Raw genomic sequence first — 22,432 nt, forward strand, 5'->3', positions numbered from 1 at the left:
ACCAAACAGGCGATGTGATGCGGACCTCTTTTCTAAGCAACCGCTCAGTCGCCCGCATTGTTCCCGTGCTGGCCGCCCGTGCCGTTCCCGTGGCGGTCGCCCGTGCCGTTCCCGCGATGGAGGTGGCCGCGGTCCACCCACCGCCATGCCGCCCCCGGCCCGCGCCCGCGCGCCGGACCGCCGTCCGCGCCCGCTTCCTCGTCCCCGTGGGGCACCGGTTCCGTATGGGCGGGCAGACGCCGGCGCCTGCGGTGCTTGAGCAGGGCCCAGGGTGCGCGCGCCGCCGTCACCTCCGTGCCGGCCTCCCGCGCGGCGCGGGAGGCCGCCTTGGCGACCGGCAGGATGCCCTCCCGGCGCGAGCCGTCCAGGCGATCGGAGTCCGGCCAGAGGCCGAGGGACGCGCAGAGGGTCGGCAGCATCGCCATCGAGGCGGTCGCGTAACCCTCGGCCGAGGGGTGGTAGTTGTCGGGGCCGAAGAGCTCCCGCGGATTCGCCTCGAACTCCGGGCCGAGCAGGTCGCCCAGCGAGACCGTACGGCCGCCCTGTTCCACCACGCCGATCGTCTGGGCCGCCGCGAGCTGCCGGCTCACCCGCCGGGCCAGCCACCGCAGGGGCTGGTAGACCGGCTCGATCGTGCCCAGGTCCGGGCAGGTCCCCACCACGACCTCCGCGCCGGCGGTGCGCAGCCGCCGTACCGCCGTGCTCAGGCAGCGCACCGACTGCGTCGCCGGCATCCGGTGGGTCACGTCGTTCGCGCCGATCATGATCGCGCAGACGTCCGGCACTCCCGACGGATCCGCCAGCACCTGGGAGACCTGCCGCTCCAGGTCGTCCGACCGGGCCCCCGGCAGGGCCACGTTACGAAGATCCACCGGGCGTTCGGCCACCGCGGCGAGCCCGGACGCCAGCAGGGCCCCCGGTGTCTGGCCCGCTCTGCGCACTCCCTGACCGGCAGCCGTCGAGTCGCCCAGCATGACGAAACGCAGTGGATCGGCGGGTCCGGCGAACGCCACCCCGTACCGTCCGTCCGCGCTGGGCGGGACAGGTGCCTTGCCCCCGCCCACCTGCCGCTTCGCCAGTTGCACCTCGGCCAGTACCAGGCCCACCGTCGCCGCGCCGATCAGTCCGACGCTGCCGCCCCCGTAGGCCGCACCCGCTGCGATCCGCCGTGCCACCCTCGCTCTCGACACAGTCCGGTCCACCTCCTCCGTGCCGTACAGCCGTACACAGCACTACCTGCCCCGCGGGGGGTGCAGCTCAATCGCTTCGCCCGATCTCCTGCCCGTACGCATACTCTTGCCTGAATATCTCGGAGACCCCGGAGTACACGGTGCAATTCCACGATTCGATGATCAGTCTTGTCGGCAACACCCCGCTGGTCAGGCTGCGCAATGTGTCGGCAGGCATTCAGGCGACGGTCCTGGCCAAGGTCGAGTACTTCAACCCCGGCGGGTCGGTGAAGGACCGCATCGCGCTGCGCATGATCGAGGCCGCCGAGCAGAGCGGCGAGCTGAAGCCCGGCGGCACGATCGTGGAGCCGACCAGCGGCAACACGGGCGTGGGCCTGGCCATCGTCGCCCAGCAGAAGGGCTACAAGTGCATCTTCGTCTGCCCGGACAAGGTGTCCACGGACAAGATCAACGTGCTGCGCGCGTACGGGGCGGAGGTCGTCGTCTGCCCCACGGCCGTCGACCCCGATCACCCGGACTCGTACTACAACGTCTCGGACCGTCTGGTCCGTGAGACGCCGGGCGCCTGGAAGCCCGACCAGTACTCCAACCCCAACAACCCGCGCTCGCACTACGAGACCACGGGACCGGAGCTCTGGGAGCAGACGGAGGGGCGGATCACCCACTTCGTCGCGGGCGTCGGCACGGGCGGCACGATCAGTGGCACGGGCCGCTATCTCAAGGAGATCAGCGAGAACCGCGTGCGGGTCGTCGGCGCGGACCCGGAGGGCTCCGTCTACTCCGGCGGTTCGGGACGTCCGTACCTCGTGGAGGGCGTCGGCGAGGACTTCTGGCCGAGCGCCTACGACCGCACGGTCACGGACGAGATCGTCGCGGTCTCCGACAAGGACTCCTTCCAGATGACGCGGCGCCTCGCCAAGGAGGAGGGCCTCCTCGTCGGCGGCTCCTGCGGCATGGCCGTCGTGGCGGCACTGGAGGTCGCCAAGCGCCTCGGTCCCGAGGACGTGGTGGTCGTCCTGCTGCCGGACAGCGGGCGCGGTTACATGAGCAAGATCTTCAACGACGAGTGGATGGCCGACTACGGCTTCCTGGAGGACACCGGCCCGTCGGCCAGGGTCGGCGCCGTCCTCGACTTCAAGGAGGGGCCTCTCCCCTCACTGGTCCACATGCACCCGGAGGAGACGGTCGGCGAGGCCATCGACGTGCTCCGGGAGTACGGCGTCTCGCAGATGCCGATCGTGAAGCCGGGCGCCGGCCACCCGGACGTCATGGCCGCGGAGGTCATCGGTTCCGTGGTGGAGCGGGAGCTCCTGGACGCGCTGTTCGCCCAGCGGGCCACGCTCTCCGACCCGCTGGAGAAGCACATGTCGGCCCCGCTGCCGCAGGTCGGCTCGGGAGAGCCGGTCGAGGACCTGATGGCCGTGCTCAGCGGCGCCGACGGTGCCGACGCGGCGATCGTCCTCGTCGAGGGCAAGCCGAAGGGCGTCGTGAGCAGGCAGGACCTTCTGGCCTTCCTGGCGAAGGACGCGGCGCCCAAGCCGTAGCGGCCGGGTTTCCGGGGTTCGCGAAAACGGTACGAGCGCGACACGTCGACGCAGCACCGGCTTAACACGGCTCCGGCAGAGTGATGGGTGTCGGCAGGGAGACCCGCCGACACCACATACGGCGACACGGACTACGGAGCGGCTCCCGGACCTCCACCGTCGCCAGGACGTGACACCCGGCCCTGACCCGGGATCGCGTCCCTCGCGGGGACCGCCGTCGTCCCGCCCTCCGGGCAACCGGGGGTGCGGCGGTCCCCGCGACTACTCATGCCCGGTCGGCCCACCGGCCGTCCGCACGCCCTCCCGGCGCTTCTCGGCGGGCGCCCGGCCTGCCCTGCCGCCTCAGCCGTCCCAATCGGACGAGGGACGCCGCCGGCCCCGTGCCCATGGCCATGTGTGGGCGGCGTGCACGGCGTTCACCCCGACGATCCCCAGCCAGGCCACGACGAGGCCGTCGATCCCGGCGTTCGCGACGCCGATCGCGGACAGGGGGACGGCCAGGACCAGCGAGACCACCCCGAAGCCGAACCGCTCCGCGAAGGTCCCGAACGGCCTGGCGGGCTCCGAGGCGCTCCGGGCGACTGCCATCCGCCGCTCGGCCGACAGGCGCCGTGTCCGCTGGTCCTCGGGGGCGGCGAGGCGCCGTTCGACCTTCTCCAGGAAGGAGTCGATGAGCACGGACTCGTACTCGGGGCCCAGTTCACCGCGGGCCTGCAGGGTGGCGTCGAGCTCGCGTCGGAGCTCAGGGTCACGGGCTTCCATGCGCCTCACGGTACGAATTCAGGGCGCAGGCGTCATTGGGGCCAGCCCCCCTGTTTCCGCGGCCCGCCGCGCAGGGCGGGCCGTCCCCGGTCGGCGTAGCGTGGTTGCCGGGAGACGGGAGGCGCGCCCATGGCCACCACGACATCGTCCGCCCGTGCCATCCCCCGCACGTCCGGGACGCGGGCACGTCTGGTCAACGAGGCGGAGCTCAGGGCGACGCTCTCGACGTTCCGTGAGCTGTCCGACGAGGACTGGCGCCGGCCGACCCACTGCACCGGCTGGACCGTGCGGGACATGCTGGCCCACACCGTCGGGCAGTACGAGGAACTGCCGCGCCCCTGGGTCGCCGTACGCCGGATCCGGCGCGCCGCACGGACCCATCCGCACCTCGGCCGGCTGGACGGGCACAACGAGATCCAGATCGAGGACCGGCAGGCGGTACCGGGGCGTGAACTGATCGGCGCCCTCGCCCACTTCGCACCCCAGGCGCTGATCGCCCTGCGCCGCGTCCCGGCCGCGGTCCGCCGCCGGACCCGTCTGAGCCTCCTCTACCCGGAGGCGAGGGCCCTGCCCGACGACTCCGTGGACTACCTCGGCAGCGTCCTCGTGGTCCGTGACACCTGGATGCACCGGGTGGACCTCGTCGACGCCCTCGGTGCCGATGTGCTCCTCGACGGCCACGACCGGGAGATCGTCGACCAGGTGGTGCTGGACCTGGCCCTCGCCTGGACGGGCCCCGCCGTGGAGATCGACCTCCACGGCCCGGCGGGCGGACGCCGTCTGCTGGGCATCGGCACCCCGGCGGCCACCCTCCGCGCGGACGCGCTCGACTTCGCCCGGCACGTCTCGGGGAGGCCGGTGCGAGGCCGGCTGGAGCTGGAGGGCGACGCCGGGGCCCGGGAGGCGCTGACGGCGGCACGCGTCGTGTTCTGAGGCCCCGGGCGCCCGCACGGACCGGGCGGGTGCCCGAGGCGTTCTCACCGGGGGGCCGTACCGGCGAGGAATGCCTCGGGCGTGACGGCGTACCCCGTGGGCCCGATGACGGGGACCGGGGTGCGGTCGATCAGGACCGTCGGGGTGGAGCGGACACCGCTGGTCTCGAACGCCGCCGCGACCTGGGCCGCCCAGGGCAGATAGGTGCGCTCCATGACCTTCTGCCGGAAGGCGTCGGTGTGCAGCGCCTGGACCTCGTCGGCCAGCCGCAGCAGGGTGTCGCGGTCGGCGAAGGCGTCCACGTCCTCGCTGGGCTGATCGGCGTACAGAGCCCGCAGGTAGTGCATGAACGGCTTCTGGCCCTCGTCCGCCGCGGCTCCCAGCGCGGCCAGCGCCTCCAGGGAGCCGCTGCCGCCGGCCGAGTCGTCGATGAACGTGCCGAAATGGTGGTCCACCGCGAATCTGCCCTCGTCGGCGGCCCGCTCCATCACTGCTCCGAGGCCGAGCTCCATGCGCTTGCAGTAGGGGCAGCGCAGATCGGCGTAGACGCTCAGCACGTGTGCGGCGTCGGTGTCGCCGTAGCGGACGACGATGCCGCCCGGCCCTCTCGTGTTCGCTGGGATCATGACCCCAGGGTCGGCAGGGGAGGGCGGTCCCGCAATGCGAGCGGGTTGCCGGTGGGCCCCGGCCGCTTCGCCCCGGGGTGTCCGGAGCATGGGCTGTATATGGACATGCAGACCGCTTGCTGGCTGAATGGATTCCTCGGTGCCGGACCGGTGCGGTGGAACTCTGGAGGGGACAGCATGAGCGGGAGCAGCCCGGCTGCGCGGTTGCAGCGGCTCTTCGAGGGGCAGCGGCTCACCCCCACCCAGCGGCGGATCGCGCACTCCATGGTGCGCAGGGCCGCCGACGCCCCGTTCCTGTCGAGCGTGGAGCTGGCCGAACTGGCCGGGGTGAGCCAGCCGTCCGTCACCCGCTTCGCGGTGGCTCTCGGGTTCGACGGCTATCCCGCGCTGCGCAAGCACCTGAGGGAGGTCTCGCCCGCCGACGCGGCCGCCGTGGACGGTGTGGAGGACACGTTCAACGAGTACCAGCAGGCGGTGCGGGCCGAGATCGAGAACCTGCGTCAGCTCTCCGAACTGCTCGCCGACCCGGCGCCGGTGGAGCGGGCCGGACGGCTGCTCGCCGCCTCCAGACCCCTCCTCGTGCTCGGGCTGCGGGCGGCCTCCTCGCAGGCCCGGGGATTCGGGTACTTCGCGGCCAAGGTGCACCCGGACGTACGCGTCGTCGACGAGGGCGGCAGCATGCTGCACGACCGTGTCGACGCGGCCCGGCGGGCGGGCGCGAGCACGCTGATGTGCTTCGCCCTGCCGAGGCACCCGCGCGAGGTCGTGGACGCGCTGGCGTACGCGCGCGAGCAGGGGCTGACCGTCGTGACCGTGGCCGACTCGGCGTTCGCGCCGGTGGCGGCCCACAGCGATGTGCTCATCCCCGCCGCCGTGGGCACCGGACTGGCCTTCGACACCGCGTGCGCGCCGATGCTGATGGGCCGGGTGCTGCTGGAGGCCATGTGCGACGGGCTGCCCGAGGCGCAGGCCCGGCTGGAGGAGTTCGACGCGAGGGCCGCCGCACGCGGGCTGTTCGTCGAGTAGCCGCGGCCCGGCGGCACCGCACCGCCGATTCTCAGACGCCGCTCATCTGTGCCTACTAATCTCCGCGCCCGGAGGGTCCACAGGGAACCGGAGAGGGGTACGGACGTGGGGCGCGGAGCGCAGTCGTTGGCGAGAGTGGCCGTGATCGTGCGGGCCGGAGCCGCGCCGCTGTGGTGGCCGGGGCTGCTGGCGGCGGCCGTCGGGGCGTTCGTCCCGGGGCTCACGGGACGGCGGATCGGGCTGCTTGCCGGTGCCGCGCTGTTCCTGGTGGTGCTGGGAGCCGTGGCGTTCACCCGGACGGGCCGGTACGCGGAGCTCGCGAAGGGCGCCACCCGGGCCGGGCGCGGAGACTTCCTCCAGAACCGGGACGTCACCGTCCGGAACTGGCGGCGGGCGCACCGCTGGTGGCTGGCGGGAGCGTTCCTCGTGGCGGTCGCGAGCGCGTACGTCCTGCCGGGTGCCGGAGGGTGCGTGCTGGCCGGGGCCGGTGCCGGGCTGTGGCTGAAGGCGGTACGCATCGGGCAGCGGGAGCGGCGGGACGACGTCCTGTACTGGGTGCGCACCGACTGGGCCGGGCGTGGCCGGCCCGCGGGCCGGAAGGTCGAGGGCTACCGGACGACCGGGCCCGTGGCGGGGGACGCCGCACCTGGAGGGGCGCGGCGTCGCCGCCGGTGAGGACGTGGAGGTCAGACCTCCAGGTCCGCCTCGATCTTCCGGAGCTGGTGGCGGGCCATCGCGAGGTTGGCCCTGCCGCCGTCCAGGACGAGGTAGAGGAACAGGCCGTTGCTGCCACGGGTCTTGAGGAGCCGGATCAGGTGGTACTGGCTGCCGAGGGTGATCAGGATGTCCTCGATCTCGTCCTTGATGCCCAGGTGCTCCATGGTCCGGAGCTTCGCTCGTACGACGTCCGTGTTGCCGGCCGCCGCGACCTCTAGGTTGAAGTCCTTGCCCCCGCCGAGGGTGCCGAGGGCCATGCCGCTGGTGTAGTCGACGAGAGCGACACCGAGGGTCCCCTCGATCGACGCCATCGCATCCTTCAGTGACGCTTCGGTGTTGGCCATGGTGTTCGTTTCCTTTCCCTGGCCGGCCCGGTGGCCGGTCCGTAACTTCGTGGGGCGTTTCCGGTCGGTCCGCGGACGGCCGGCGCCGTCCGCGGCGGGTGCGGGTGTCACGTGGGATCCGGTGTGGTGCCCCGGCGGGGCAGGGTGCCGGACTGCTGCGGGCGCGGTGGCGGCACCGGGCGTTCGGCGTGGTCCTGCGCGGCGTCGACGACCTCGCCGATGCGCGCGCCCGCGCGGCGGCCCTCCAGGTGGAGCCGGCCGACGTTGATGCGGTCCTCGGCCAGCAGGGTGAGGACGGCGGAGCGGCCCGCCGCGTAGGTGGCGATGTAGCCGTTCTCGCCGCGGATCAGGAGCTCGCGGAAGCCGCCGCGGCCGGTGGCGTCGGACATCCGGATCGAGACCCCGAGTGCGGCGGCGGTCAGTGCGGCGACGCCCTCGGCCTCGATGCCGGGGGTGTCCTGGGCCACGACCAGACCGTCGGTGCTGGCGGCCAGCGCGCCGGTCAGGAGCGGCACCCGGGCGCGTAACCGCTGGAGCTCGTCGAGGACGTCCTTGACCTCTGCCTCGGGCACCATCAGCTGTCTCCTCCCGGCACGCTGTCTGAGCGCGCGAATCACAGGGCCTCCAATGCGTCTCTGAGCCGGCGCAGCAGGGCGACGTCGGGGTCGTTCGTGACCTCCGGCAGCGTGATGCGGCCGTGCCCGGATGCCGACGCGGACCCGGAGGCGGCCGGGCGGACCGCCTCGACCAGTCCGGCGGCCGCCAGCCGACGCAGGTCGACCAGGGTGTGGAAGGCCGAGCGGCCCAGGTGCCGGGCGATGTCGGTTGCCGTGCGCTCGCCGTCCACCAGCGCCAGTACGTGCCGTTGGCGTGCGGGTACCGGCGCGTCGGCCGCGTGGGCCGTGGGCGCGAGCGGCGCACTGTCGGTGAGCGCGTCCGGCCAGATCCGGTCCAGGAGTTCGCGGCGCCGGAGCGTCTCGCGCTGCACGGCGTGCACGGGTACGGGACGGACGGTCCCGATCCAGTGGGAGACCCCGTAGCGGAAGCGTGCCGGTGTGTGCGTGGGGGCCAGCGCGAAGAAGGCCGCGTCGTACAGCGCGCCCAGGTGGCAGAGCTCCAGGGCGCCACCGGGTACCCGGCCGCTGTCCACGAGGTAGCGGGCGACCCGCTGTCCGGCGCCCGCCTGGGCGACCGCGTCCCACCAGCCCTCGGAGCGCAGCGCGCCGCCCGTGGTGAGCAGGACGTCGATTCCGGGGGTGGCGGGGCTCTCCGCGTGGACCACCTGGCCGTCGGCGAGATACAGGGTCCCTCGGTCGCGCATCAGTGCGCCGGTTGCGCGCTCCGCCGCGAGCCGCTGCAACATCGGCGAAGGAGCGGCCCGTTCCGGTGTGCCGGGCCGGTCGGCGACGGTGGGACTCATGCCAGGACCAGCCGCTCCGCTATCTCGCCGAGCCGTATCCGCGCCATCGCCAGGTTGCCCTCCGCGCGGTCCAGCCAGAGGTGGAGGAAGACGCTGCTGTCGAAGGCCGTCTCGACGAAACGGAGGATGTGGTAGCCGGGGGCGGTGGTCACGATGACGTCCTCGACGGCGGGGACGGGTGGGCCCGTGGATCCGGCGTACGGTCCGGCCTGCGCGAAGACCGGCTGTTCGGCGGCCATCCTCGCCACCTCGGCCGTCTCGGCGGCCGTGGCCTCGTGGTCGCCGTTGGGTGATTCGCCGATGGTGCCGAGCGCGAGGCCGCTCGTCCAGTCGACCACCGAGGCACCCCGGGCACCGGGCAGCCTCATGACTTCGATCAGGCACTCGTCGATTCCGGGCAACGCGGACTCCCCTCCCGACGTGGCGTACGGATGTAATGGAGAGGCTACGCAACGTGTGCATTCCTGGTGGGAGTTCTGGCATTTTCCAGTGGTACATGCGAACTGCCGTGTAAAGAGCCGCTGGTGGGCGCGTGGCAGTGGTCGGAAGTTGTCCGGCCGACCACCCTTCGAGTGGCGGAATTCCGCCCTCCGGTGCCCGTCGCCCGTCCTTCCCGTCGTCCGCGGGGTGGCGGTGCGCCTGTTGACTAGGAGTATTCATGAAGCCAGGATGTGAATAGGTGAGTCACATTCGCGAGGAGGCAGCCCCATGTCAGGACCCCGCCCCGTACGGGCACCGCGCGGTACGGAACTGAGCGCCCTGGGATGGCAGCAGGAAGCCGCCCTCCGCATGCTGCAGAACAACCTCGACCCCGAGGTGGCCGAACACCCCGACAAGCTCGTCGTCTACGGCGGCACGGGCAAGGCGGCCCGCGACTGGCGGTCCTTCGACGCCATGGTCCGCACCCTCCGGACGCTCAAGCAGGACGAGACGATGCTCGTCCAGTCCGGGCGGCCGGTCGGCGTCATGCAGACCCACGAGTGGGCGCCGCGCGTCCTGATCGCCAACAGCAACCTGGTCGGCGACTGGGCGAACTGGGAGGAGTTCCGCCGTCTGGAGGCCCTCGGGCTCACCATGTACGGGCAGATGACCGCGGGTTCCTGGATCTACATCGGGACCCAGGGCATCCTCCAGGGCACGTACGAGACGTTCGCCGCCGTCGCCGCGAAGCGGTTCGGGGGGACGCTGGCCGGCACCATCACGCTGACGGCCGGGCTCGGCGGCATGGGCGGCGCGCAGCCGCTGGCCGTCACGATGAACGACGGTGTGGCCCTCTGCGTCGACTGCGACCCGCGCGCCATCGAGCGCCGTATCGAGCACCGCTTCCTGGACGTACGCGCGGATTCGCTCGAACACGCGCTCCAGCTGGCCGTCGAGGCCCGTGACGCGCGGCGTCCGCTCTCCATCGGCCTGCTCGGCAACGCGGCGGAGCTGCTGCCCCGGATGCTCGCCGAGGGCGCTCCCGTCGACATCGTCACCGACCAGACCAGCGCGCACGACCCGCTCGCCTATCTGCCGGTCGGCGTCGACTTCGACGACATGGCCTCCTACGCCGCGGAGAAGCCCGCCGACTTCACCCGGCGTGCCCGGGAGTCGATGGCGGCGCACGTCGAGGCGATGGTCGGCTTCATGGACGCGGGCGCCGAGGTCTTCGACTACGGCAACTCGATCCGGGGAGAGGCCCAGCTCGCGGGATACGGCCGGGCGTTCGACTTCCCCGGCTTCGTGCCCGCCTACATCCGGCCGCTCTTCTGCGAGGGCAAGGGGCCCTTCCGGTGGGCGGCGCTGTCGGGGGAGGCCTCGGACATCCACAAGACCGACAAGGCGCTGCTCGAACTCTTCCCGGAGAACGAGTCGCTGCACCGCTGGATCAGGATGGCCGGCGAGCGGGTTCACTTCCAGGGCCTGCCCGCCCGTATCTGCTGGCTCGGCTACGGCGAACGCGACCGTGCCGGCGAGCGGTTCAACGACATGGTGGCGAGCGGCGAGCTCGCCGCGCCCCTGGCCATCGGGCGCGACCACCTGGACTGCGGATCGGTCGCCTCGCCCTACCGTGAGACCGAGGCGATGCTCGACGGCTCCGACGCCATCGCGGACTGGCCGCTGCTCAACGCCATGGTGAACGTGGCCTCGGGGGCGTCCTGGGTGTCCCTGCACCATGGTGGCGGTGTGGGCATGGGGCGTTCGATCCACGCGGGGCAGGTCACGGTCGCCGACGGCACGCGGCTTGCGGGCGAGAAGATCCGGCGGGTCCTCACGAACGACCCCGGGATGGGCGTCATCCGGCACGTCGACGCTGGGTACGACATCGCGGAGTCCGTCGCCTCGGACCAGGGCGTGCGGGTCCCGATGGCGGAGGGCGACGCCTGATGAACGGGTCCGAGGGCGGCGGCCCGGAGCGGGTGGCGCCGGGGGCGGGTGCGCCCGGCCCCCGGCCCGGTGAGCCCGAGTCGTTCCAGGAGATGTGGCGCGGCCTCGCGCCGCTCGGCCTCGACCGGGGCAGCGGCGGGTACCGCAGGTACGCCTGGAGCGGGGCCGACGCGGAGTGCCGGGAGTGGTTCCGCGCACAGGCCGAGTCCCGGGGGCTCGTCCACGAGGTCGACCGCAACGGCAACCAGTGGGCCTGGCACGGTGACCCCCGAGCGGGGGACGCCGTCGTCACCGGCTCCCATCTCGACTCGGTACCCGACGGCGGAGCCTTCGACGGCCCTCTCGGCGTGGTGTCCTCCTTCGCCGCCCTCGACGAACTCCGCCGCAGGGGAGCGGAGTTCGCCAGGCCCTTCGCCGTCGTCAACTTCGGCGACGAGGAGGGGGCCCGTTTCGGGCTCGCCTGCGTCGGCTCCCGGCTCGCCGCGGGACAGCTGACCGTCGAGGACGCGCACCGGCTCCGCGACGGGAACGGGGTCCCGCTGCCCCGGGCCATGGAGGCGGCGGGGTACGACCCGGACGCCATCGGGCCCGACCCAGAGCGCCTCGCCCGGATCGGCGCGTTCGTCGAGCTCCACGTGGAGCAGGGGCGCGCCCTCGATCTGAGCGGTGACCCGGTCGGTGTCGCCTCGGCCATCTGGCCGCACGGCCGCTGGCGGTTCGACTTCCGGGGGGAGGCCAACCACGCGGGCACCACGCGGCTCGCCGACCGCCGGGACCCGATGCTCCCGTACGCCGAGACCGTGCTGGCGGCCCGGCGGGAGGCGGAGCTCGCCGGAGGCCTCGCGACCTTCGGCAAGATCGCCGTCGAGCCGAACGGGGTCAACGCGATCCCGTCCCTCGTGCGGGGCTGGCTCGACTCGCGGGCCGCCGACCAGGGCACCCTCGACGCCGTGGTGAGCGGTGTCGAGCGGGCCGCGCGGGAGCACGCCGAGCGGGCCGGGGTCGATCTCGACGTCGTACGCGAGTCGTTCACCCCGGTGGTGGACTTCCAGCACGCCCTGCGGGACGAGATCCGACGCGTGCTGGAGAAGCGGGGGCGCGGCGGTGCCGACACCGGGGGACGGGCCGTTCCGGTGCTCGGGACGGGGGCCGGACACGACGCGGGTATTTTGTCCGCTTCCGTGCCGACCGCCATGCTGTTCGTACGGAACCCCACCGGGATCTCGCACTCACCTGCCGAACACGCCGCGGAGGACGACTGCGTGGCCGGAGTGAGGGCGCTCGCCGACGTACTGGAAGGCCTCGCGTGCAGCTGACGACGCAACCGACGGGCACCCCGGTCACCGCGACGTACTGGATGTCGCACGCCTGGCTCGGCACCCATGTCGAGCCGGGTGTGCTCCTGGAGGTGTCCGGGGGGCGCGTCGCCGGCGTCCGGACGGGCGTCGACACGCCGCCGCCCGGTGCCACCGCGCTGCACGGACTGACCGTCCCGGGACTGGCCAACACCCACTCGCACGCCTTCCACCGGGCGCTGCGCTCCACCGTCCAGGTCGGCTCCGGCACCTTCTGGACGTGGCGCGAGACGATGTACCGGACGGCTTCGCGGCTCACCCCCGACACCTACTACGACCTGGCCCGGGCCACGTACGCCGAGATGGCGCTGGCGGGGATCACCGCGGTCGGCGAGTTCCACTATCTGCACCACTCGCCGGGCGGCACGCCCTACGACAACCCGAACGCCATGGGCGAGGCGCTCATCGCCGCGGCGGCCGAGGCCGGCATCCGGATCACCCTGCTCGACACCGCCTACCTCGCCGCCGGGTTCGGGGAGAAACCCAACCGGCACCAGACGCGCTTCTCCGACGGCACCGCCGACGCCTGGGCCGAGCGTGCCTCCCTCCTCCAGGGCGACGACGACCTGGTGGTGATCGGCGCCGCGATCCACTCCGTACGGGCCGTTCCGGCGGAGCAGCTCGCCACCGTCGCCCGGTGGGCCCGGGAGCGGAGTGTCCCGCTGCACGTCCACCTCTCCGAGCAGACGGCGGAGAACGACGCCTGCCTGGCTGCCCACGGCCGCACCCCCACACGGCTCCTCGCCGACCACGGGGTCCTCGGCCCGGCCACCACCGGCATCCACAACACACACCTCACCCCGGAGGACATCGAACTGCTCGGCGCGTCCCGGACCGGCACCTGCATGTGCCCCACGACGGAACGCGACCTCGCCGACGGCATCGGCCCTGCCGAAGCCCTTCAGCGGGCGGGTTCCCCCCTCTCGCTGGGCAGCGACAGCCACGCCGTGATCGACCTCTTCGAGGAGGCCCGGGCCATGGAGCTCAACGAACGCCTGCGCACCCATGTACGCGGTCACTGGACGGCGTCCGCCCTGCTCAGGGCCGCCTCCGCCGACGGGCACGCCGCCCTCGGCCGCCCGGACGGGGGGACGCTGGAACCGGGGGCGCCCGCCGATCTCACGACCGTCGCCCTGGACTCCGTCAGGACGGCCGGGCCGGTGCCGCGGCTGGGAGCCGAAGCGGCCGTGTTCGCCGCCACGGCCGCCGACGTGCGGCACACCGTGGTGGCCGGACGCCACATCGTGCGGGACGGACGGCACACCCGGATCGAGGACGTGCCCGGAGCACTCGCCTCGGCCGTCGCCGCCCTGCACCGCTGACCACCCGGCCGGCCCGCCCGACGACCGACCGGGCGAGCCGCGCACCGGATGTCCGCCCGGGCCGACGAACCCGGCCGACCACCCCGGCAGCCCAGCCGGGCGAACCCGAAGAGAGCTGTGTCCGGATGACGACGACCACCACGACCGCCCTCACCCACATCGCGAACCTGGTCACCAACGACCCCTCCCTCGGCGACGGGACCCCCCTGGGCCTGATCCGGGACGCGGCCGTCGTCATCGACGGCGACCGTGTCGTGTGGACCGGTGAGTCGAGCAGGGCACCCGCCACCGACAACGCCGTCGACGCGGGTGGCCGTGCGGTGGTCCCCGGTTTCGTGGACTCCCACTCCCACCTCGTGTTCGCGGGCGACCGGACCGCCGAGTTCAACGCCCGCATGTCCGGGCGCCCCTACTCGGCGGGCGGCATCCGCACGACCGTGGCGGCCACCCGCGCCGCCTCCGACGACGAGCTCTCCGCGAACGTCGCGCGCTACCTGGGCGAGGCGCTCCGGCAGGGCACCACCACCTTCGAGACCAAGTCCGGCTACGGCCTCACCGTCGAGGACGAGGCGCGAGCCCTGCGCATCGCCGCCCGCCACACCGACGAGGTCACCTTCCTCGGCGCCCACATCGTGTCCCCCGACTACGCCGACGACCCCGCCGGCTACGTCGACCTCGTGACCGGGCCCATGCTGGACGCCTGCGCGCCGCACGCCCGCTGGATCGACGTCTTCTGCGAGCGGGGCGCCTTCGACGAGGACCAGGCGCGCACGATCCTCACCGCCGGCCTGGCCAAGGGCCTGCACCCCCGCGTCCACGCCAACCAGCTCGGCCACGGCCCCGGCGTACGTCTCGCCGTCGAGCTGGACGCCGCGTCCGCCGACCACTGCACCCACCTCGACGACGCCGACCTCGACGCCCTCGGCCAGGGCTCCACCGTCGCCACCCTGCTGCCCGGCGCAGAGTTCTCCACCCGCGCGGCCTGGCCCGACGCCCGCCGCATCCTCGGCGCGGGTGCCACGGTCGCGCTGTCCACGGACTGCAACCCGGGCTCGTCGTTCACCTCCTCCATGCCGTTCTGCGTCGCCCTCGCCGTACGGGACATGGGCATGACCCCGGACGAGGCGATCTGGTCCGCCACCGCCGGAGGCGCCGCCGCGCTGCGCCGCACCGACATCGGCCGCATCACCCCCGGCGCACGCGCCGACCTGGTGCTCCTCGACGCGCCGAGCCACGTCCACCTCGCCTACCGGCCGGGAGTCCCGCTGGTCCGTGCGGTGTGGCGTGCGGGGGCGCGGGTCGTGTGACGGGTGCGCAGGGCAGGCGAGAGAGAGGTGTGATCCCGCGACGGCTACGACAGCTACGAGAAGGCGCTGCGTGCCGGATCGCCGAAGTTCCTCAGGACGACCCTGGCCAAGGAGCGCAAGCTCGGCCGCGAGGCCGGTGAGGTGTGCGGTTCGTCCTCGACGAGCGTGACCCGGAGGCGCTGCGGACCCTGATGGGGTGGAAGTCCGCCCAGTACCGCAGGACCGGCCGCGGCGACCGCTTCGCCAAGCCGTGGATCCGTGGCCAGCGAGGGCGTGGCGCCCAGGGCGTGCTCCAGTTCCCCGGGGCGCAGCGGCATCCGGATCTCCTCCCGTTCCTGGAGGCCGAGGAGGCGCAGGGTCCACCAGGCCGCCGGGGCCGGCCGCAGCCCGCGTACGGCCGACTCGGCGTACGGGCTTACGGCGTAGGCGAGTTCGGCGGTGAGGCGGGCCGGGTCGAGCAGCGTGTCCCGGGCCCGCTCCAGCGGGGCGCGCCGGGCCGGGTCCGCGACGGAAGCCTCCGGCCTTCGCACCGACGTGTTTGGAGAGGCTGAAGACGGCGGCGTCCCCGAACGAGCCGACCGGGTCGCCGTCGGTGACGCTGCCGATGGCGTGTGCGGCGTCCTCGATCAGCGGGATGCCGAGCCGGTCGCAGCGTTCGCGCAGCCGCAGGGCCGGGTCGGGGTTTCCGTACAGACTGGTGGTGAGGCCGGCGCGGAGGCCGTTCCACACGGAGTCGGGCACGGCGTCCACGTCGTCGAACCGTCGGCTGCGGACCGCGGGGCCTGGACGGGGCGCAGACCGGCGGCGAGGACGACGAAGAGGATGACGTCGTCGTTGACCGGGGACATCAGGATCTTCCCGCCGGGTTCGCACCCGTGGCGCAGTGCCACGTAGAGGCCGAGCCGGCAGGACGGGACGTACAGGCACTCCCGGCCGAGCCGGGCGCGCATCGCCGTCTCCAGCGCTTCCGTCACGGCACGGTCCGCAGGACCGTTCTCCCCATGAACCATGTGTTCCCCCCAGAAACCCGCCCAATGTGACCCAGTCCGTGGCGCTTCGTCAACAATGCGGAAGGACCCGCCCGTTGTCCTGGGCAGGTCCTTCCGCAAGGCGTACCGGGGGGTTCCGGTGAGGCCGGGTCACTCCTCCACGGTCAGGCCCTTCCTGAGCTTGACCAGGGTCCGGGAGAGCAGCCGGGACACGTGCATCTGGGAGATGCCGAGCTCCTCGCCGATCTCGGACTGCGTCATGTTGGAGACGAACCGCATCGAGAGGATCGTGCGGTCACGCAGGGGGAGCGAGGCGATGAGCGGCTTGAGGGACTCGATGTACTCGATGCCTTCGAGCCCGTTGTCCTCGTAGCCGAGACGGTCGGCGAGGGCGCCCTCGTTGCCGTCGCCGTGGTCGTCGGGCTTGGCGTCCAGCGAGCTCGCGGTGTACGCGTTGCTCGCGGCCATGCCCTCGACGACCTCGTCCCTGCTGAGGCCGAGACGGTCGGCGAGTTCGGCGACGGTGGGCGCGCGGTCCAGTTGCTGGGACAGCTCGTCGCCCGCCTTGGCCAGGTCCAGACGCAGCTCCTGGAGCCGGCGCGGGACGCGCACGGACCAGCTGGTGTCACGGAAGAAGCGCTTGATCTCGCCGACGATGGTCGGCATCGCGAACGTCGGGAACTCCACGCCGCGGCTGAGCTCGAAGCGGTCGATCGCCTTGATCAGGCCGATGGTGCCGACCTGGACGATGTCCTCCATCGGCTCGCTGCGGGTGCGGAAGCGGGAGGCGGCGAACTTGACGAGGGCCAGGTTCAGCTCGACGAGGGTGTTGCGGACGTACGCGTACTCGTGGGTGCCCTCCTCGAGGGCTTCGAGCCGCGTGAAGAGCGTCTTCGACAGGGCCCTGGCGTCCACCGCGCCGATTTCGGCGTAGTGCGGGATGTCGGGAAGCCCTTCGAGGCCCTCGAACTCCTCGACCGGGAGGTGGTCGTCGGCGTCCGGGGCGGTGGTGCGGGTGCTGGTGCGCGGGCCGGGTACGGCGCTCGCGGCAGCGGAGTCGGAATCGGTCGGTCCCTGAGGACATGCCGACGTCGCGAGGTGGGTACGCGATACGTCGAGCCGGGGTGACATGGTTCTCCTCCATCGTTCTCGGCATATGGCTGCCGATGCCCATACGTGTTCCTGCGGTGAAGCGGCGCCTCCGAAGCCGATCGAGATTCCTGGTGGTGATGTCCCCTCTACCCTTACCCGGTTCCAGCCACGAGTTACAAGCGCCAAATCCGCCTGAATGTCCGCTTTGTGGAGTTCTCCGACTACCGTGTGGCGAGGGAAACGCGTAATGTTTCACGCACGTCGGGGGCAGCCACGATGAAGCCGCGCACACAGGGGCGCGGGTAGTGACGGACGGCGAAGAGGAACGGCATGGACCGCGGGACGGTCGGCAGCGCGAACCGGGGTCGGCTACAGGTCGACGTCCGGACCGAGGGCCGAAGCGAAGTCGTGACACCGGTGGGTGAGCTCGATCACCACACCGCCGATCTGCTGCGCGAACCTCTGGAGAGCGCTGTCGAGCACGGGCGTACACGCCTGGTGGTGGACTGCTCGGGGCTCGACTTCTGCGACTCGACCGGGCTCAACGTGCTGCTCGGCGCCCGCCTGAAGGCGGAGGCGGCCGGCGGAGCGGTTCATCTGGCCGGAATGCAGCCCGTGGTGGCTCGCGTCTTCGAGATCACGGGGGCGGAGGCGGTCTTCACCGTCCACGCCTCGCTCGAAGACGCTCTGGGCACCTGAAAAGGCGCTTTCCATGCGTCCGTCCGGCACCAGGTGCACCGACTATCGCGCGCGTCACGCTGTTGGCGTAGCGGAAGTGGGTGTCGTCACCATTCGGCCGGGCAGGAGAGATCTCGTCGGGGTCATGAAGCCCGCACACTCTGTATCTGACCAATATCTGTTCGATGGCAACACACGGTGAATCGGTGAGGTGAAGCGCTGATGAGCACCACCCGGCAGCATCCGCCGGGCGGCCTCGGCCGCGAGCCGGACGGCACGGGCCCCGCCTCTGCCGTGCCGTCCGACCGGCAGTGGCGCGCGCTCTCGCTGAGAGACGCCAGCGGCATCGTGCCGATGGCCCGCGACTTCGCCCGGTCCGCACTCCACGACTGGGGCTGGCTGCCCGCGTCCAGCGCCGACCGGCGCGCGGCCGCCGAGGACGTCCTGCTGGTCGTCTCCGAGCTCGTCACGAACGCCTGCCTGCACGCGGAGGGCCCTGAGGAGCTCCGTATCGGCTGCTCCCCCAAGAGCCTGCGGGTCGAGGTCGTCGACGGCGGCGCGGGACAGCCGGCGCCCCGCACCCCGCACCGCGCGGGGCGGCCCGGAGGGCACGGCATGTTCATCGTGCAGCGGCTCTGCCTCGACTGGGGCGTGTCGCGCACACCGGACCAGCCCGGCAAGACGGTCTGGGCGGAGCTCGCGGCGCCGGCGTAACGGCCCGCCCCCGCTCCGCCAGGATCTCCCGTACGCGCACGGACGAGGCCCCGCACCGATCGGTGCGGGGCCTCGTCCGTGGGGGCGGGTCCGTGTCAGCGGACGTTGCCCATGAGTTCCTTGACCTTGCCGCGGTACATGAAGATCGCGACACCCGCCAGGACGGCGAGCGCGGCCTGGAGCGCGACGACCCCGGTGCCGTTGAGCTCGACACCCGCGAGGGAGAGCAGGCCCGTGGTGCAGTCACCGGCGGTCACCGCCAGGAACCAGACACCCATCATCTGGCTGGCGTACTTCGCCGGGGCCATCTTCGTGGTGACCGAGAGGCCCACCGGGGAGAGCGTCAGCTCGCCGACGGTCTGCACGAAGTAGATCGCGACCAGCCACATCGCGGCGGCCTTGTGGCCGTCGCCCGCGATGGTCAGCGGCGCCAGGAAGAGGAAGAACGACGCGCCGACCAGCACCAGACCGGAGCTGAACTTCACGACCGTGCTCGGCTCCTTGCCCCGCCGGTTCAGCGCCAGCCAGAAGGCGGCGAAGACCGGGGCCAGCGCCATGATCAGGACCGGGTTGACCGACTGGTACCAGGAGACCGGGAAGTCCCAGCCGAGGACCGAGTTCTCCGCGGAGGAGTCGGCGAAGATCGCCAGGGTCGAACCGCCCTGGTCGTAGATCATCCAGAAGATGGCGGCGGCGACGAAGAACCAGATGTAGCCGGACATCTTCTTCTGCTCGGTCCGGCTGAGCTCCTTGTCGCGCTTGATGCGCACCAGGACCATGACCGGGATGATCAGACCGGCGATCGTGATCGGGACCAGCAGCCAGTTCAGCGTGTACACGCCGGTGACGACCGTGCCGATGTAGAAGACGGCCGCGATGCCGAGCCAGATCATCGACTTGCGCAGCGTGGAGGCGCGCTCGTCCGCGGAGAGCGGCTTCGGCACGACGAGGCTGCGCTCGTTCAGGTGGCGCGTGCCGAGCAGGAACTGGGCGACGCCGAGTCCCATGCCGAGCGCGGCCAGGGCGAAGCCCAGGTGCCAGTTGACGTTCTCGCCGACGGTGCCGATGACCAGGGGCGCCGCGAAGGCACCCATGTTGATGCCCATGTAGAAGATCGTGAAGCCACCGTCACGGCGCGGGTCGTCCGGGCCGTCGTAGAGGTGGCCGACCATCGTCGAGATGTTGGACTTCAGCAGACCGGAGCCGATGGCCACCAGGCCGAGACCGGCGAAGAAGGTGCCCTCGGTGGGGAGCGCCAGCGTCAGGTGGCCGAGCATGATGACGCCGCCCGCGATGGCGACGGTCTTGCGGGGGCCCCAGACGCGGTCGCCGAACCAGCCGCCGGGCATGGCGAGCAGGTACACCAGCGACAGGTAGACCGAGTAGATCGCCGTGGCCGTGGCGGGGTTCATGTGAAGCCCGTTGGGAGCGATCAGGTAGAGCGGGAGAAGGGCGCGCATGCCGTAATAGCTGAAGCGCTCCCACATCTCCGTCATGAAGAGAGTGGCCAGGCCGCGGGGGTGGCCGAAGAAGGTCTTCTCCGAACCAGAAGTACTGGCCGAGTCCTTCGTCAGGCTGGACGCCATGGTCGATCCTTGCTGGTCGGGACGCGTTCGCCTCGTGAGCGGTACGCGCCCGGTGGGGGGTAGCCGGCACCGGTGCGGGAGCGCCCCACCCCTGACGCCTCGAGGGGATTCGATCCGGCCGCCCGATCCGAAGGGAGTGCGGGGGCGGACTCGTGGGACAGACCGCTCCGGGATCCACGCCCGGGGCGCGTCCTCGCGCTCCGGGCCCGGCCCACAGGTCATTCACTGGTCGGGGCCGGCGGGAACCGGCCCATACGCAAAAGTGACCCTTGGCGCGAAAAGCTGCCCAAAGGTCATTCAGCGGTGCAACAGGCGTCGAGCAACCATACGACACGACACGCGGGGATATGGAAGGACTTGAGAGATGGATCACAGGTCTACGTGGAACCACGGTCGCATATTCGAAGGAGGATGACCGATTCGTGGACCTGACCCGTAGGGCCTCACCAGTGCCTCACCCCGGCGGGCCTGCGCGGACTACCATCACTGCATGACCCGTGTACTGCTCGCCGAGGACGACGCATCCATCTCGGAGCCACTGGCCCGCGCCCTGCGTCGAGAGGGTTACGAGGTCGAGGTCCGCGAGGACGGACCGACCGCGCTCGACGCCGGACTCCAGGGAGGCGTCGACCTGGTCGTCCTCGACCTGGGGCTCCCCGGCATGGACGGCCTGGAGGTCGCCAGGCGGCTGCGTGCCGACGGCCACGCCGTGCCGATCCTGGTGCTGACCGCCCGCGCCGACGAGGTCGACACCGTCGTCGGTCTGGACGCCGGCGCCGACGACTACGTCACCAAGCCCTTCCGTCTCGCCGAGCTCCTCGCCCGGGTCCGCGCCCTGCTGCGGCGCGGCGCGGCCGAGCCGGCCCCGCAGCCCGCCACGCACGGCGTCAGGATCGACGTCGAGTCCCACCGTGCCTGGATGGGCGACGAGGAACTCCAGCTCACGGCGAAGGAGTTCGACCTGCTCCGGGTCCTCGTCCGGGACGCCGGCCGGGTCGTCACCCGCGACCAGCTGATGCGTGAGGTCTGGGACACCACGTGGTGGTCCTCCACCAAGACCCTCGACATGCACATCTCCTGGCTCCGTAAGAAGCTCGGGGACGACGCCGCCAATCCGCGGTACATCGCCACCGTCCGGGGCGTCGGCTTCCGGTTCGAGAAGAGCTGACGTACAGAACACTCATGCGCCGCCGACTGATCAACTCCACGCTCGCCGTGGTGCTCGTCGTGATCGCCGTCTTCGGCGTCTCCCTCGTCATCGTCGAGACCCGCACCATCAGCAACAGCGCCCAGGAGAGCGTGGACGCGGAGGCCTTCCGGCTGATCAGCGTCGTCGAGAGCCGGCTGCTCGGCGCCGAGCGGATCACCCCGCAGGTCCTCGCCGAGCAGGTGGACCCCAGCCGCTACGCCCGCGTCGAGATCCCGGGGCGGTCCCCGATCGAGGTCGGCGAGCGCCCCGCGGACGGCGACTCGATCCGCAGCACGGAGACGGGGGAGCAGGGCGAGAAGGTCACCGTCGAGGAGTCCCGCTCCACCGTGACCCGGGAGGTCGGCCGCACCCTGCTGATCATCGGAGCGGTGGCCCTGCTCGCCATCATCTCCGCCGTACTCCTCGCCGTGCGCCAGGCGGACCGGCTGACCTCCCCGCTCACCGACCTCGCCGAGACGGCCGAGCGCCTCGGATCGGGCGACCCGCGGCCCAGGCACAAGCGGTACGGGGTGGCGGAGCTGGACCGGGTCGCCGACGTCCTGGACTCCTCCGCCGAACGGATCGCCCGGATGCTGACGGCGGAGCGGCGCCTCGCCGCGGACGCCTCGCACCAGCTCCGTACGCCGCTGACGGCCCTCTCCATGCGGATCGAGGAGATCTCGGTCACCGACGACCCCGACACGGTGAAGGAGGAGGCGAACATCGCGCTCACCCAGGTCGAGCGGCTCACCGACGTGGTGCAGCGGCTGCTGACCAACGCCCGTGACCCGCGTACCGGCTCGGCCGTCGTGTTCGACCTCGACGAGATCGTCAAGCAGCAGATCGAGGAGTGGCGCCCGGCCTACCGCAGCGCGGGCCGCGCCGTCGTCTGCTCCGGCAAGCACGGACTGGAGGCCGTCGGGACGCCCGGCGCCGTCGCCCAGGTGCTCGCCGCCCTGATCGAGAACTCGCTGATGCACGGCGGTGGCACGGTCGCGCTGCGCACCCGCGTCACCGGCAACCAGGTCGTCGTCGAGGTCACGGACGAGGGCCCCGGTGTCCCCGCCGACCTCGGGGCGCGGATCTTCGAGCGCACCATCAGCGGCCGGAACTCCACCGGAATCGGCCTGGCGGTGGCCCGGGACCTCGCGGAGGCCGACGGGGGCCGGCTGGAACTGCTCCAGCAGCAGCCCCCGGTCTTCGCCCTCTTCCTCAGCAGGGTCGTGCCGAGCCGCAAGGAGTACGTGCGCCCGGTGCGCTGAGCACGC

21 protein-coding genes and 2 pseudogenes are annotated in these 22,432 nt (G+C 72.0%); 13 read left to right on the forward strand and 10 right to left on the reverse strand.

Annotated elements, in window-relative coordinates; genetic code table 11:
- Window positions 1-44: 44 nt before the first annotated feature.
- Window positions 45-1,175, reverse strand: a complete 1,131-nt coding sequence (locus IA22_RS0118520) for an SGNH/GDSL hydrolase family protein (RefSeq protein ID WP_234434551.1) — start codon at window positions 1,173-1,175, stop codon at window positions 45-47.
- A gap of 155 nt (window positions 1,176-1,330) precedes the next feature.
- Here IA22_RS0118520 and IA22_RS0118525 point away from each other — a divergent pair, with 155 nt between their 5' ends.
- Entirely contained in the window at window positions 1,331-2,734 is a 1,404-nt protein-coding gene (locus tag IA22_RS0118525) for a cystathionine beta-synthase (protein ID WP_014155860.1), read from the forward strand.
- A 342-nt stretch (window positions 2,735-3,076) separates the two neighbouring features.
- On the opposite strand, the gene IA22_RS0118530 is transcribed toward IA22_RS0118525, so the two are convergent.
- Window positions 3,077-3,496, reverse strand: coding sequence for a hypothetical protein (locus IA22_RS0118530; RefSeq protein ID WP_014155861.1), 420 nt, complete (start codon window positions 3,494-3,496; stop codon window positions 3,077-3,079).
- A gap of 129 nt (window positions 3,497-3,625) precedes the next feature.
- Between IA22_RS0118530 and IA22_RS0118535 the strand changes: the two genes are divergently transcribed.
- Window positions 3,626-4,429 (forward strand): maleylpyruvate isomerase family mycothiol-dependent enzyme, encoded by an 804-nt coding sequence (locus IA22_RS0118535; protein ID WP_030124207.1) that lies wholly within the window; start codon window positions 3,626-3,628, stop codon window positions 4,427-4,429.
- 44 nt (window positions 4,430-4,473) lie between these two features.
- On the opposite strand, the gene IA22_RS0118540 is transcribed toward IA22_RS0118535, so the two are convergent.
- Window positions 4,474-5,055, reverse strand: coding sequence for a thioredoxin domain-containing protein (locus IA22_RS0118540; RefSeq protein WP_014155863.1), 582 nt, complete (start codon window positions 5,053-5,055; stop codon window positions 4,474-4,476).
- 177 nt (window positions 5,056-5,232) lie between these two features.
- Between IA22_RS0118540 and IA22_RS0118545 the strand changes: the two genes are divergently transcribed.
- Window positions 5,233-6,081: a MurR/RpiR family transcriptional regulator gene (locus IA22_RS0118545; RefSeq protein WP_030124208.1), complete on the forward strand. Its 849-nt coding sequence runs from the start codon at window positions 5,233-5,235 to the stop codon at window positions 6,079-6,081.
- A gap of 135 nt (window positions 6,082-6,216) precedes the next feature.
- Complete coding sequence (locus IA22_RS0118550; RefSeq protein ID WP_030124209.1) at window positions 6,217-6,756, forward strand: hypothetical protein; 540 nt, start codon at window positions 6,217-6,219, stop codon at window positions 6,754-6,756.
- 11 nt (window positions 6,757-6,767) lie between these two features.
- Here the strand turns inward: IA22_RS0118550 and IA22_RS0118555 are convergent, their stop codons facing one another.
- From IA22_RS0118555 to IA22_RS0118570, 4 genes are all read right to left on the reverse strand, one after another.
- A complete protein-coding gene (locus IA22_RS0118555; protein ID WP_014155866.1) occupies window positions 6,768-7,142 on the reverse strand; it encodes a hypothetical protein in 375 nt (124 codons plus the stop codon).
- A gap of 107 nt (window positions 7,143-7,249) precedes the next feature.
- The gene (locus tag IA22_RS0118560) at window positions 7,250-7,717 is read right to left on the reverse strand and encodes a roadblock/LC7 domain-containing protein (RefSeq protein ID WP_030124210.1); all 468 of its coding nucleotides are present in this window, start codon (window positions 7,715-7,717) and stop codon (window positions 7,250-7,252) included.
- Between the two features lie 38 nt (window positions 7,718-7,755).
- Window positions 7,756-8,562 carry a helix-turn-helix domain-containing protein gene (locus IA22_RS0118565; RefSeq protein ID WP_030124211.1) on the reverse strand — a complete coding sequence of 269 codons (807 nt, stop codon included), beginning with the start codon at window positions 8,560-8,562 and terminating at the stop codon, window positions 7,756-7,758.
- A complete protein-coding gene (locus IA22_RS0118570; RefSeq protein ID WP_014155869.1) occupies window positions 8,559-8,963 on the reverse strand; it encodes a hypothetical protein in 405 nt (134 codons plus the stop codon). Before IA22_RS0118570 ends, IA22_RS0118565 begins: the two co-directional genes overlap by 4 nt.
- A gap of 307 nt (window positions 8,964-9,270) precedes the next feature.
- On the opposite strand from IA22_RS0118570, the gene hutU reads away from it, so the two are divergent.
- From hutU to IA22_RS37610, 5 genes and pseudogenes are all read left to right on the forward strand, one after another.
- Window positions 9,271-10,932: a urocanate hydratase gene (gene hutU / locus IA22_RS0118575; protein WP_014155870.1), complete on the forward strand. Its 1,662-nt coding sequence runs from the start codon at window positions 9,271-9,273 to the stop codon at window positions 10,930-10,932.
- The gene (locus IA22_RS0118580) at window positions 10,932-12,248 is read left to right on the forward strand and encodes an allantoate amidohydrolase (RefSeq protein ID WP_030124212.1); all 1,317 of its coding nucleotides are present in this window, start codon (window positions 10,932-10,934) and stop codon (window positions 12,246-12,248) included. The genes hutU and IA22_RS0118580 overlap by 1 nt, the downstream gene beginning before the upstream one ends.
- Window positions 12,239-13,609, forward strand: a complete 1,371-nt coding sequence (locus tag IA22_RS0118585) for a formimidoylglutamate deiminase (protein ID WP_030124213.1) — start codon at window positions 12,239-12,241, stop codon at window positions 13,607-13,609. The genes IA22_RS0118580 and IA22_RS0118585 overlap by 10 nt, the downstream gene beginning before the upstream one ends.
- Window positions 13,610-13,734: 125 nt before the next feature.
- A complete protein-coding gene (hutI, locus tag IA22_RS0118590) occupies window positions 13,735-14,916 on the forward strand; it encodes an imidazolonepropionase (protein WP_014155873.1) in 1,182 nt (393 codons plus the stop codon).
- 42 nt (window positions 14,917-14,958) lie between these two features.
- Window positions 14,959-15,173 (forward strand): annotated as a pseudogene (locus tag IA22_RS37610) (GNAT family N-acetyltransferase); the annotation flags it as partial.
- Between the two features lie 6 nt (window positions 15,174-15,179).
- Here IA22_RS37610 and IA22_RS34145 read toward each other — a convergent pair.
- Together IA22_RS34145 and IA22_RS0118600 are read right to left on the reverse strand one after the other, a co-directional pair.
- Window positions 15,180-15,866: pseudogene (locus IA22_RS34145) on the reverse strand (DegT/DnrJ/EryC1/StrS family aminotransferase); the annotation flags it as partial.
- 189 nt (window positions 15,867-16,055) lie between these two features.
- Window positions 16,056-17,036: an RNA polymerase sigma factor SigF gene (locus IA22_RS0118600; RefSeq protein WP_014155875.1), complete on the reverse strand. Its 981-nt coding sequence runs from the start codon at window positions 17,034-17,036 to the stop codon at window positions 16,056-16,058.
- A gap of 291 nt (window positions 17,037-17,327) precedes the next feature.
- Here IA22_RS0118600 and IA22_RS0118605 point away from each other — a divergent pair, with 291 nt between their 5' ends.
- Together IA22_RS0118605 and IA22_RS0118610 are read left to right on the forward strand one after the other, a co-directional pair.
- Window positions 17,328-17,696 (forward strand): STAS domain-containing protein, encoded by a 369-nt coding sequence (locus tag IA22_RS0118605; RefSeq protein WP_014155876.1) that lies wholly within the window; start codon window positions 17,328-17,330, stop codon window positions 17,694-17,696.
- A gap of 201 nt (window positions 17,697-17,897) precedes the next feature.
- Window positions 17,898-18,389: an ATP-binding protein gene (locus IA22_RS0118610; RefSeq protein ID WP_014155877.1), complete on the forward strand. Its 492-nt coding sequence runs from the start codon at window positions 17,898-17,900 to the stop codon at window positions 18,387-18,389.
- Between the two features lie 95 nt (window positions 18,390-18,484).
- On the opposite strand, the gene IA22_RS0118615 is transcribed toward IA22_RS0118610, so the two are convergent.
- Window positions 18,485-19,975, reverse strand: coding sequence for an oligopeptide:H+ symporter (locus tag IA22_RS0118615; RefSeq protein WP_014155878.1), 1,491 nt, complete (start codon window positions 19,973-19,975; stop codon window positions 18,485-18,487).
- Window positions 19,976-20,465: 490 nt separating this feature from the next.
- On the opposite strand from IA22_RS0118615, the gene IA22_RS0118620 reads away from it, so the two are divergent.
- Both IA22_RS0118620 and IA22_RS0118625 read left to right on the forward strand, forming a co-directional pair.
- A complete protein-coding gene (locus tag IA22_RS0118620) occupies window positions 20,466-21,143 on the forward strand; it encodes a response regulator transcription factor (protein ID WP_014155879.1) in 678 nt (225 codons plus the stop codon).
- A 14-nt stretch (window positions 21,144-21,157) separates the two neighbouring features.
- Window positions 21,158-22,426, forward strand: a complete 1,269-nt coding sequence (locus tag IA22_RS0118625; RefSeq protein WP_015577458.1) for an ATP-binding protein — start codon at window positions 21,158-21,160, stop codon at window positions 22,424-22,426.
- Window positions 22,427-22,432: the final 6 nt, after the last annotated feature.

The sequence above is a fragment of the Kitasatospora papulosa genome, assembly GCF_000717245.1.
In the GTDB taxonomy this organism is placed as follows: domain Bacteria; phylum Actinomycetota; class Actinomycetes; order Streptomycetales; family Streptomycetaceae; genus Streptomyces; species Streptomyces papulosus.

Coding starts and splice junctions, on each gene's coding strand:
- IA22_RS0118530 (WP_014155861.1), bottom strand. CDS start 3,496: ATGGAAGCCCGTGACCCTGAGCTCCGACGCGAGCTCGACGCCACCCTG.
- IA22_RS0118535 (WP_030124207.1), top strand. CDS start 3,626: ATGGCCACCACGACATCGTCCGCCCGTGCCATCCCCCGCACGTCCGGG.
- IA22_RS0118540 (WP_014155863.1), bottom strand. CDS start 5,055: ATGATCCCAGCGAACACGAGAGGGCCGGGCGGCATCGTCGTCCGCTAC.
- IA22_RS0118545 (WP_030124208.1), top strand. CDS start 5,233: ATGAGCGGGAGCAGCCCGGCTGCGCGGTTGCAGCGGCTCTTCGAGGGG.
- IA22_RS0118555 (WP_014155866.1), bottom strand. CDS start 7,142: ATGGCCAACACCGAAGCGTCACTGAAGGATGCGATGGCGTCGATCGAG.
- IA22_RS0118560 (WP_030124210.1), bottom strand. CDS start 7,717: ATGGTGCCCGAGGCAGAGGTCAAGGACGTCCTCGACGAGCTCCAGCGG.
- IA22_RS0118565 (WP_030124211.1), bottom strand. CDS start 8,562: ATGAGTCCCACCGTCGCCGACCGGCCCGGCACACCGGAACGGGCCGCT.
- hutU (WP_014155870.1), top strand. CDS start 9,271: ATGTCAGGACCCCGCCCCGTACGGGCACCGCGCGGTACGGAACTGAGC.
- IA22_RS0118580 (WP_030124212.1), top strand. CDS start 10,932: ATGAACGGGTCCGAGGGCGGCGGCCCGGAGCGGGTGGCGCCGGGGGCG.
- hutI (WP_014155873.1), top strand. CDS start 13,735: ATGACGACGACCACCACGACCGCCCTCACCCACATCGCGAACCTGGTC.
- IA22_RS0118600 (WP_014155875.1), bottom strand. CDS start 17,036: ATGTCACCCCGGCTCGACGTATCGCGTACCCACCTCGCGACGTCGGCA.
- IA22_RS0118605 (WP_014155876.1), top strand. CDS start 17,328: ATGGACCGCGGGACGGTCGGCAGCGCGAACCGGGGTCGGCTACAGGTC.
- IA22_RS0118610 (WP_014155877.1), top strand. CDS start 17,898: ATGAGCACCACCCGGCAGCATCCGCCGGGCGGCCTCGGCCGCGAGCCG.
- IA22_RS0118615 (WP_014155878.1), bottom strand. CDS start 19,975: ATGGCGTCCAGCCTGACGAAGGACTCGGCCAGTACTTCTGGTTCGGAG.
- IA22_RS0118620 (WP_014155879.1), top strand. CDS start 20,466: ATGACCCGTGTACTGCTCGCCGAGGACGACGCATCCATCTCGGAGCCA.
- IA22_RS0118625 (WP_015577458.1), top strand. CDS start 21,158: ATGCGCCGCCGACTGATCAACTCCACGCTCGCCGTGGTGCTCGTCGTG.